Raw genomic sequence first — 10,775 nt, 5'->3', positions numbered from 1 at the left:
AGGACGCTCAATGAACGATGTGAAAGATAAGTGAGGTGTGGATATGTCACATAACTTTCGCTTTTTAGAAGAAAAATGGGAAGTTCTTGCTCGTGTTGGGGAAACGGCAGAACGAAATGTGTATCAAAATCCAAACGTGACGATTAGTGAATTAAGAAAGTTTGCAGAAACAATTACAAAATATATTTTAGCTTTAGAAGAAATTAGAGAAGAACGCGGAACGGATCAACAAGAACGTCTGAGAGTTCTTTTTTACGATCAAATTATCCCGAAAGAAATATATGACTTGTTTACGATCATTCGATTGAAAGGAAATGAAGCGGTACATAATCCGAGTTATGGAGAAGTAAATGAAGCAAAAGCTTTATTACATATGGCGTTCCGAATTGCGGTTTGGTTTATGGAAGTGTACGGAGATTGGTCATTCCAAGCCCCAGAGTATATCGAACCGGCACCGCAAACATCTATTTCAGCCGATGAGTTGAATAATGTTGTTAAATCATATGAAGAAAAACTTGCTCAATTGGAAACAGAGCTTGAGAAGATACGCAAAGAACAGCTATATATTAGCAGTGAAGAGAAGCAAAAACGACGTGAATATTCTCGACGTGCAGTCGCTAATTTTGAATTGACGGAGGCAGAAACCCGTATTCTTATTGATCAGCAATTGCGAGATGCTGGCTGGGAGGCTGACTCTGAAAAGTTACGGTTCTCCAAAGGAATTCGTCCGGAAAAAGGTCGAAACATGGCAATCGCGGAATGGCCGTTAAAACGCGGTTACGCCGATTACGCGCTATTTATTGGCCTTGAACTGGTGGGAATCATTGAGGCGAAACGTGCCAGCAAAGATATTCCATCCGACATTGAACAAGCAAAAGAATATGCAAAATTAGTCGTTCGACATGGCAACGAAGTGATCCATGAGCCGTGGGGAGACTACTTTGTTCCGTTTTTATTTGCAACCAATGGACGTCCTTATTTAAAACAGTTAGAACAAAAGTCAGGTATTTGGTTTTTAGATGCTCGTAAATCAACGAATCACCCGCGTCCGCTTCAGGGATGGTATACTCCGCGTGGGCTGAAAAAGCTATTAGAACAGGATATTGAACGTTCGGAACAATTTTTACGTGATGAAAAATTTGATTATCTGAAATTAAGACCTTACCAAGTGAAAGCCATTCAAGCCGTTGAAAAAGCATTGGAAGAGAAAAAGCGCAGCATTTTAATCGCAATGGCAACGGGAACAGGGAAAACGAGAATGGCGATTGGTCTCATTTACCGATTGCTCAAAGCAAAGCGCTTTAATCGTATTTTATTCCTTGTCGACCGAAAAGCGTTGGGAGAGCAAGCTGAAGCCGCTTTTAAAGAAAGCAAGTTGGAAAATTTCCATACGTTCACCGAAATTTATGGATTACAATCTCTTTACGACCAAAAGCCGGATCCGGAGACAAAAGTGCATATTGCAACCGTGCAAGGAATGTTAAAACGTATTTTCTATAACGAGAAACCAGAGGATATACCATCGGTTGATCAATATGATTGCATTATTGTCGATGAAGCTCATCGAGGCTATACACTAGATAAAGAGATGAGCGACATAGAAATTGAAATAAGAGACCACAATGACTATGTAAGCAAATATCGCAAAGTACTTGACTACTTTGATGCGGTTCGCATCGGTTTAACAGCAACTCCTGCGCTGCATACAACCGAAATTTTTGGACCGCCAGTTTTCACATACTCTTATCGTGAAGCAGTCGTAGATGGCTATTTAGTCGACCATGAACCGCCGTATCAGTTTGAAACGGTATTGAAAAAAGAAGGAATCACTTGGACTAAAGGTGAAAAGGTCGATGTGTATGATACGGTGACAGGAACGATTTCCCAAGAGTATCTTGAAGATGAAGTGAATATTGAGGTTGATCAATTTAATACAAAAGTCATCACCGAAAGCTTTAACCGTGTTATTATACGTGAGTTGACAAAGTATATTTCGCCGGATGATGAAGGAAAAACGTTGATATTTGCAGCGACAGATGACCATGCGGATTTAGTTGTGCGTCTTTTAAAAGAAGAATTTGAAAAAGTGTACGGTGAAATTGAAGACAATGCGATTATGAAAATTACCGGTTCCATTAAGGACCCATCTGGTGCGATTCGCCGCTTTAAAAACGAGAAATATCCAACGATTGTTGTCACTGTCGATTTACTGACAACGGGCGTAGACGTTCCGGCGATTACAAATCTCGTCTTCTTGCGACGTGTTCGCTCGCGGATTCTTTATGAACAAATGTTAGGACGTGCAACGAGAAAATGTGAAGAAATCAAAAAAGATCACTTTAATATTTTCGATGCCGTTGGGATTTATGAGGCGCTGAAACCATATACGAGCATGAAGCCGGTTGTTACTCGTCCAAATATCTCGCTCACTCAACTAGCTGAAGAGCTGGAAGGTTTAGAGAAAGAGGAACATCTTCAATATCAACAAGAACAAATTATTGCCAAAATCCAACGGAAAAAGCGCAAATGGTCTGATAAGCAACATCAAGATTTTAAAGTGTTATCTGGGGGCAAAACGGTCGATGAGTTTATTGATTGGTTAAAAGGCTTGCAACCAAGTGAGTTACCTGTACAATTAAAAGAGTACAAGTCGATGTTCCGCTATATCGATGAAAATCGCTATCAGGAAAATAAACAATACATTTCTAATCATGATGATGAGCTCATCGGAGTCAAACGCGGATATGGAAATGCGGAAAAACCGGATGATTATTTACAATCATTCGGGGAATTTATTCGCAACAATATGAACAAAATCCCTGCTTTAATGATTGTTTGTCAACGTCCAACCGAATTAACGAGAGAAGAGCTGAAAAAACTAATGCTTGAACTGGACCAGAGAGGTTTTTCCGAGAAGAAATTACAAGCGGCGTGGCGTGAGGCGAAAAATGAAGACATCGCAGCGGACATCATTGCCTTCATTCGCCAGCAAGCATTAGGCGATCCGCTCATTAGTCATGAAGAACGAATTAAAAACGCCATGAAAAAAATCTATCAAATGAAAGCATGGCCGCCTGTGCAAAAGAAATGGTTAGAGCGAATTGAAAAACAATTATTGCAAGAATCCGTTCTTCATCCAGATCCGGAAAAGGCTTTTGAATATGAACCATTTAAAAGCCGTGGAGGCTTTAAGCAGTTAAATCAAATTTTTGATGGACAATTAGCACAAATTGTTCGCGAAATTAATAATAACTTGTACAACTATCACCAAAAGAAGGAGCAAGCATAGATGAACAACAGAGAGATTGTACAAAAACTTTGGAACTTATGTAATGTTCTTCGTGATGATGGAATTACTTATCATCAATACGTTACAGAATTAACTTATCTGCTGTTTTTAAAAATGATGAAAGAAACAGGTCAAGAGTATATAATTCCAGAGAAATATCGCTGGGATTCGTTAGTGACAAAAGACGGGATTGAATTAAAAGAGCATTACCAACAGTTGTTGATTGATTTAGGAAAAGAGGAAAATGAATTATTAAAACAAATTTATACGGACGCGACATCGAATATTAGAGAACCAAAGAACCTAGAAAAAATTATTCAATCGATTAATGAATTAGATTGGTATAACGCAAAGCAAGAAGGCTTAGGCGATTTGTACGAAGGACTGTTAGAAAAGAACGCGAGTGAAGTGAAATCGGGAGCGGGGCAATATTTTACGCCTCGCGTCCTTATTGATGTCATTGTAGAACTTGTGAATCCACAACCGGGCGAGCGCTGCCACGACCCGGCTGCTGGAACATTCGGTTTTATGATTGCGGCGGACCGTCATGTTCGTGAGCAAACGGATGATTATTTTGATTTGTCACAAGAAGAAATCGAGTTTCAAAAGTATAAAGCTTTCTCAGGAGTAGAGCTTGTAAAAGATACGCATCGCTTAGCAACGATGAATGCGCTGCTTCATGATATTCATGGAGAAATCTTATTAGGTGATACTCTCTCATCGCTGGGAGAAAGTTTAAAAAATTATGACGTGATTTTAACGAATCCGCCGTTTGGAACGAAAAAAGGCGGCGAGCGGGCAACGCGGACAGACTTCACTTTTACAACATCGAACAAACAGTTGAATTTCTTACAGCATATTTATCGAGCGTTAAAACCAAACGGGAAAGCCCGCGCAGCGGTTGTGCTTCCAGATAACGTCTTGTTTGAAGGCGGAGTCGGTGCCGACATTCGCCGTGACTTAATGGATAAGTGTAATTTGCATACGATTTTACGTTTACCGACAGGGATTTTCTATGCCCAAGGGGTAAAAACGAACGTCTTATTCTTCACTCGCGGAACAACGGATATCGGCAATACAAAAGAAGTATGGGTATATGATTTACGAACAAACATGCCTTCCTTTGGTAAGCGGAACCCGCTAACTAAAGAACATTTTGAAGGATTCATTAAAGCCTATACAGCAGAAGACCGCCATCAAGTCAAAGATGAGCGTTGGAATGTATTTACCCGTGAAGAAATTGCGAAAAAAGGTGACAGTTTGGATATTGGTTTAATTGCGGACGAATCACTGTCTATATACGAAAACTTGCCAGACCCAATTGATTCAGCCGAAGAAGCGGTTGAAAAACTAGAACTAGCCATCTCCTTATTAAACGAAGTTATCACCGAATTAAAAGCAGTCGAACAACCTAACAGCTACCAAACGACTTCTAAAGAAATGCTAAAAGTGGCAGAAACATCTGAGGTGCTTAAAAAATGAGCAAAAAGAAACAGAAATCGATTGAAGAACTGCTAGAAGAAGCATTAGTGCCGGAAGAAGAACAGCCTTACAAAGTGCCGGAGAATTGGACATATTTTTACTTCACTTCAATATTAGATATTCAGGGCGGAACACAACCTCCTAAAAGTCAATTTATAAATGAACCAAAAGAAGGTTATATAAGACTAGTTCAGATCAGAGATTTTGCGTCAGATGATTATTTGACATATATTCCATACACAAGTAAGTTAAGATTGATTGAAGAAGAAGACATCTTAATAGCAAGGTATGGAGCTTCAATTGGCAGGATTTTAACAGGACTAAGCGGTGCATACAATGTTGCATTAGCTAAAGTAGTTTATCCAAAAGAACATATTTATAGAAAATACTTATATTGGTTACTACAAACAGAACATTTTCAAGGACCTTTGAAAATGATCTCTCGTTCAGCCCAAGCAGGATTTAATAAAAATGATTTGTCTAACATTAAATTACCATTACCTCCTTACAATGAACAAAAACGCATTGCTGAGAAGGTCGAGCGGCTTTTTGCTAAAATTGATGAAGCGAAGCGGTTGATTGAGGAAGTGAAAGAGTCATTTGAACTTCGACGGGCAGCGATTTTGGATAAGGCGTTTAAGGGACAATTAGGTACAAATGATCCTAATGAGAAGAGTATGCTTGAAACTTCTGATGAGATAAAAGAAAAAGACATTATCCTTGAAGAAGAGCAACCGTATAAGGTGCCTAAGAATTGGGTGTGGGTAAAGTTAAAATCGTGTCTAAAAAATCTACAATACGGATACACGGCATCATCATCAACTTTAGAGGAAGGTCCGAAATATCTGCGTATAACAGATATACAAAATGACAGTGTTGACTGGGAAACAGTCCCTCATTGCAGAATAGAAGCAGATCAGCTAGAAAAATATAAATTGAATAAAGGCGATATTGTCATTGCAAGAACAGGAGCAACAACCGGAAAAAGTTTTTTAATAGACGATGCGCCATGTTCGGTTTTTGCTTCCTATTTGATTAGATTAACTACTAATGATAACTTGAATCCGCGATATTTGTGGAATTATCTAAAAAGTCCAATGTACTGGAAACAAATCACTGTTGTGAAAAAAGGAATTGCACAGCCGGGAGCAAATGCCCAAATCATAGGAGGGCTTGCTATTCCACTCCCCCCTATTAATGAACAACAACGTATTGCTGAGAAAGTAAATTATCTATTAAGTAAGTTAGAAACTGAAAAAGAAATGGTTTTAGAAGTTGAACAAAAACTTGAGTTATTAAAGCAATCTATTCTCAACAAAGCTTTCCGCGGCGAACTTGGCACGAACGATCCAACCGATGAACATGCCATTGAGTTATTAAAAGAAGTGCTAAAGTCTAAATAAACGATTTATGTAAGAGCTCACTCGATGAGTACGGGGTGAGCTCTTTTTTATCTCCTTGGCTGAAAAGTTACCGTTTGATCGTGTCGTTTATGATTCGGATATTGAAGCAAGTTTTGCTGAGCGCTTTGAAAACGAAGAAGTATATATCAGAATTCATCAGATCGAAGAAAGATATATGAACCATTTTATGCCACTAAGTCATTAGTCATTTCATTTACGACAGAAGATGTAAGGTTTCTATTTTTTTTGTTGTTTTTATGACATAATTCGACAAAATTTTTTGTAAAAATAATTTAGGATAAAAATAAGTTTTTTCATGTATAGAAAAAGTATCGGTTAATTTCAATATGAAAAATGAATATTTACAACATCTACAATATCTCACAATCTATCAGTAGATTGAGATTAACCAGAACATAGAGAAAGAAATATAGAGGGGAGAGAGATTATGAAGTTTGAAGAGTTAACCGCTGTGTTAAAACAAGAATTTCCTGAAGAGGCAATTAATTTAGCTGAGAGTCTCGTTCTTGTAAAAGAGATCATTAATGATGTGATGAACGCAATTAATCACCAAATGTCAAAAGCATATATTGATCGAAATTTTGATAAAAGCAGGGCATACATGAATATGGCGGAGAAATTCCATCAATTCGAGATAAAGTTAGAGGATATCATTAATGAGCTCGAAGTAGACAATGTTGATTTTATGGTGCCTGTGGAAAATGAAGAAGATGATACGACTAAAAATCCTGTTCGCAACTATTCGCAGTATGAAGTTGATTCTGATGTAGAGCATACGCTATATGAGAACTTGACTCATATCCGACCGTATGGGTTTAAAATCAATGAACATCAAATTGTAAAAGTGAGAACATGGAAAGAAATGCTTGTAAAAGCGTGCGAGTTTTTAATTGCTATTGATGAAGAAAAGTTTTTGAACTTTGAAAATGTCGATTATATGAATGGAAAGAAAAATAAATATTTCTCTGTTGATTCACGTCTTCTTCGTAAACCGGAGAACGTAGCAAACAAAATATATGTGGAAACGAACATGAGTAGCAACGCCATTCGTAATTTACTGATTAAGTTATTGAAAGAATACAACTTTAAAGTTAAAGAATTTAAAGTATACTTTCGGGCAGATTATACAAGTCTAAATTCTAAATAAAGTCAGTTTAGTAATCGTAATCTTGAACACAGTTATAACGGAGGGGAATGTATGAGCTACAAAGCTATTAGCATAGCGAACAGTGCCTGGCACTGTTCGCTAAGAAAATATTCTATATGGACAAAAAGATAAAACAAAAGATGACGTAATTAACTTAATAAATAAATATCATTTAACTGAATATATAAATAGACTTGAAAAAGGACTGGAGACAGAAATAGTACAAAATGGTTCGGGGATTTCCGGTGGGCAAGCGCAAATAATTGCCTTTCTACGAGCTATTATTAAAAAAAGAGATTTAATTATTCTAGATGAAGCAACATCTAATTTGGATGCTGACACTAAAAAACTTATTTTGGAAATACTCAAAGAAAGTGATCTTTGTAATATTTTAATAATAATTTCACATGAGGAGGAAGGGCCACAATTTATAAATAAAATAATACAGTTACAACATAATAAACCTTCTTTAGAAAAAACGGAATGTGTTATTGAACATGAGGCAATGAGAGGAATGGCTTAAAAAATGATAAACCAGACCAATTTCTATAACCTTTTCACTTTTGATAATAAAGGGAGGAACGAAAATTGGAGAACATTTTGGAATTGGACAATGTGTGTAAAGTGTTTCAGGGCTTTGCTTTACAAAATGTTAGTTTTTCTCTCAAAAAGGGCTATATTATGGGATTTATTGGCCCAAACGGTGCTGGGAAAAGTACTACGATCCGCTGTATTATGGATCTCGTACATATTGACAGTGGTAATATTAAGCTGTTTGGTGTAGATTATCATAAAAATTTGAAAGCATTAAAGCAGCGCGTTGGGTTTGTCTATGATCAGGATGTCTTTTTTGAGGATTTAAGTGTGGAAAAAAATAAAAAAATTATCTCGTTATTCTATAACACGTGGGATGATGATATTTTTTACCGATATGCCAACGAGTTTAACATTCCTTTAACAAAGCCAGTAAAACATTTGTCAAAGGGAACAAAAATGAAGTTTGCCTTAGCCATAGCTCTTTCTCATCATGCAGAACTAATTATTATGGATGAACCGACTACAGGGCTTGATCCGGTTTTCCGAAAAGAATTATTGGATATCTTAAAGGATATTATTAAAGATAAAGATAAGGCGATTTTTTTCTCGACACATATTACAACCGATTTAGAACAGATTGCTGATTTCATTACATTCATACTTGATGGGAAAATTCTTTTTTGTAAACAAACGGAAGAATTACTCAAACAGTATGTAATAATAACAGGGCCATTGAATCTTAAAGAGGTAGTCCAAGCCTCCCAACCCATATCATTCAAAGAAACATCGCTTGGATTTGAGGCATTTTTTGAAACGAGTAGGGCAACAGAAATAATTTCAAAGTATAATTTAAGCTTTAAAAAACCTTCCTTAGAAGAAATAATGTATTATTTAGTGAAATCTAATAATAAATAGGAATTCCTCTTGGATTTATAATTTCAAAGGTTGAAAGAAGGAGGAGAAATGCTTTGCTTCGTTTAATTTTAAAAGATTTATATACACAAAAAAAAATTGTTTATTTTTCACCTCTATTATCATTACCATATTTTCTTTCAGTGGGTAAAAATATCTCTGGTTCAAATTTTATTGCGATCGTAATATACAGCTTATGTATTGCATTTATTGCTTATTTTATGGCAATGTATACCAATTTTAATACGGGAGAAAGTGAAATAAATCAAAATAGGCTTATTCTTAGTTTACCCGTTACGAGACGTTCTGTTATCAATGCAAAATACATAATGATTAGTGTATGGTGGTTATTTTCATATACTTCTCATATTTTGATATTTATTTTAATGAATGTGGTTGATACCAGTATGACTTTTAATCAATTGCTTGATATGAAAGTATTGTTGCTTTCATTGTGTTTTACCTATCTTTTAATGTCTATTTTCTATCCACTCAATTACAAGTTTGGATTTCGTGTTGCAAGCCCAATTGGAATTGCAGTATTTTTTCTTGTGACAAGTGGAGTGGGAAAGATTTTATCATCTAATAAGGCTAAGGGCATGATCTCTATCATAATAGATCAACCGATTATTTCCTTTTCTATTATTGCAATTAGTGTTACTTTAGTCTCTTACGTTTTAACAGCACATATTTTTACAAACAAAGATTTTTAAAATTTAATTATGAAAGAACCGACAGAAGAACAAAAAATAAAATAAATCATGAACCTAACGTTGCTTTATGAGGGGAGAGTTAAATAAATGATTCGTGGAAAAAAAGCCTCATTTATAATGGCAGTTATTTTTATGTTTGTTGCAGCAGCTCAAATCTTAGATAGAAACTTTTTGGCTATATTTCCATTTTTCTGTGGTATATATTTTCTTTTACAGGGATTTAGAGATAATAAATAAGTTTTATAAGATTCATAAAGGACTAGAAGAATTTTTTTCTTTCTGGTCCATTTTTTAATTAACCATTTATGACTTCATGTTATAAAAATAAGTTTAGGTTTTGATGTTAGTCTAAAAAGTGGACACGGAGAACAGGGAGATTATAATAAACTTAATTACAATAGGTTCGAGGTGTCCAATCATGAAAAAGAGAGCATTTGATAAAGAGTACAAGATTCAAGCGGTTGAGTGATGCTTGGAAGGGGACAAGTCCATTGCTCAAGTGGCAAAAGAGTTAGGTTTGGCTACAACACTCTTCACCGCTGGGTCAAAGAATACAAAGAAAGCAATGGAACAAGCTTTGTAGGTTCAGGCAACATCAAGCCGCAAAATCAAGAAATCATTGAATTATGCCGTCGCAATCAAGAGTTGGAGGAGGAATTAGCGATCCTAAAAAAGGCGTTAGGCATCTTCACCAGAAACCAGAAGTAATTTACGCATTTATTTTTCAACACCGAAATGAATTTCTTAGCGAACAGTGCCTGGCACTGTTCTAAAATAAACAAGTCGTGTGCCTATGAAATTCAGTGTTTTTTTCTAGGATCCGCATCGCGAAATCTTTGATATAACAGCATTTTGGCCATTTTCATTTGCCTAAAATGGCCTCAAAACTGTCGAACTCGGGTTATGAATTTACATTAAAAACCAATAATGGTTTAATATACTTGAAAACAGAATCTAAAAGATTAGAGGGGGAATGTTATGATTCTGTCAAGAAGAACGAAAAATTTAGGTGTATTATTTCACGTGTGTTGATTAACCAATAATATCCATAAAAACATAGAAAAAAGAGCACTTTTCCTGTAGAATGTAAGTAACCACACAAACAATCCCAGGAAAGAGGTGCTCTTTATGAACAAGCATACCACACTCCCGAATTTGATGCAAAAAATTGTGTCAGACGGTTTGAGTCAAGACTTTGTGGGAGATTTTTTTCTCGACCGATTTTTTTGGTTATATATGGTTTTATAAAATCGTTATATGTAAGCGCTTTT

The 10,775-nt window shown here is 36.0% G+C and carries 9 protein-coding genes; all 9 read left to right on the top strand.

The window, feature by feature from the left end; genetic code table 11:
* The first annotated feature begins 43 nt into the window (after positions 1–43).
* The 9 genes from hsdR to EKC99_RS06480 all read left to right on the top strand — a co-directional run bounded on the left by hsdR (position 44) and on the right by EKC99_RS06480 (position 10,212).
* Positions 44–3,289 carry a type I restriction-modification system endonuclease gene (hsdR, locus tag EKC99_RS06520; protein WP_163151117.1) on the top strand — a complete coding sequence of 1,082 codons (3,246 nt, stop codon included), beginning with the start codon at positions 44–46 and terminating at the stop codon, positions 3,287–3,289.
* Positions 3,290–4,771: a type I restriction-modification system subunit M gene (locus tag EKC99_RS06515; protein ID WP_163151115.1), complete on the top strand. Its 1,482-nt coding sequence runs from the start codon at positions 3,290–3,292 to the stop codon at positions 4,769–4,771.
* Complete coding sequence (locus tag EKC99_RS06510; RefSeq protein ID WP_163151113.1) at positions 4,768–6,174, top strand: restriction endonuclease subunit S; 1,407 nt, start codon at positions 4,768–4,770, stop codon at positions 6,172–6,174. Before EKC99_RS06515 ends, EKC99_RS06510 begins: the two co-directional genes overlap by 4 nt.
* A gap of 448 nt (positions 6,175–6,622) precedes the next feature.
* On the top strand, positions 6,623–7,342 hold the full coding sequence (locus tag EKC99_RS06505; RefSeq protein WP_163151111.1) for a hypothetical protein: 720 nt from the start codon (positions 6,623–6,625) through the stop codon (positions 7,340–7,342).
* Positions 7,343–7,451: 109 nt separating this feature from the next.
* Complete coding sequence (locus EKC99_RS15895) at positions 7,452–7,865, top strand: ATP-binding cassette domain-containing protein (protein ID WP_163151174.1); 414 nt, start codon at positions 7,452–7,454, stop codon at positions 7,863–7,865.
* A gap of 65 nt (positions 7,866–7,930) precedes the next feature.
* Positions 7,931–8,794, top strand: coding sequence for an ABC transporter ATP-binding protein (locus EKC99_RS06495; RefSeq protein WP_163151109.1), 864 nt, complete (start codon positions 7,931–7,933; stop codon positions 8,792–8,794).
* Between the two features lie 53 nt (positions 8,795–8,847).
* Positions 8,848–9,504 (top strand): ABC-2 transporter permease, encoded by a 657-nt coding sequence (locus EKC99_RS06490; protein ID WP_163151107.1) that lies wholly within the window; start codon positions 8,848–8,850, stop codon positions 9,502–9,504.
* An 87-nt stretch (positions 9,505–9,591) separates the two neighbouring features.
* On the top strand, positions 9,592–9,741 hold the full coding sequence (locus EKC99_RS06485; protein ID WP_163151105.1) for a hypothetical protein: 150 nt from the start codon (positions 9,592–9,594) through the stop codon (positions 9,739–9,741).
* Between the two features lie 231 nt (positions 9,742–9,972).
* A complete protein-coding gene (locus tag EKC99_RS06480) occupies positions 9,973–10,212 on the top strand; it encodes a transposase (RefSeq protein WP_163151103.1) in 240 nt (79 codons plus the stop codon).
* Positions 10,213–10,775 lie beyond the last annotated feature (563 nt).

This window comes from Anoxybacillus sp. MB8 (genome assembly GCF_011006755.1).
GTDB classification, from domain to species: domain Bacteria; phylum Bacillota; class Bacilli; order Bacillales; family Anoxybacillaceae; genus Anoxybacillus; species Anoxybacillus gonensis.
Note: the sequence above shows the minus strand (reverse complement) of the source record. Positions and strands in the feature narration are given on the sequence as shown.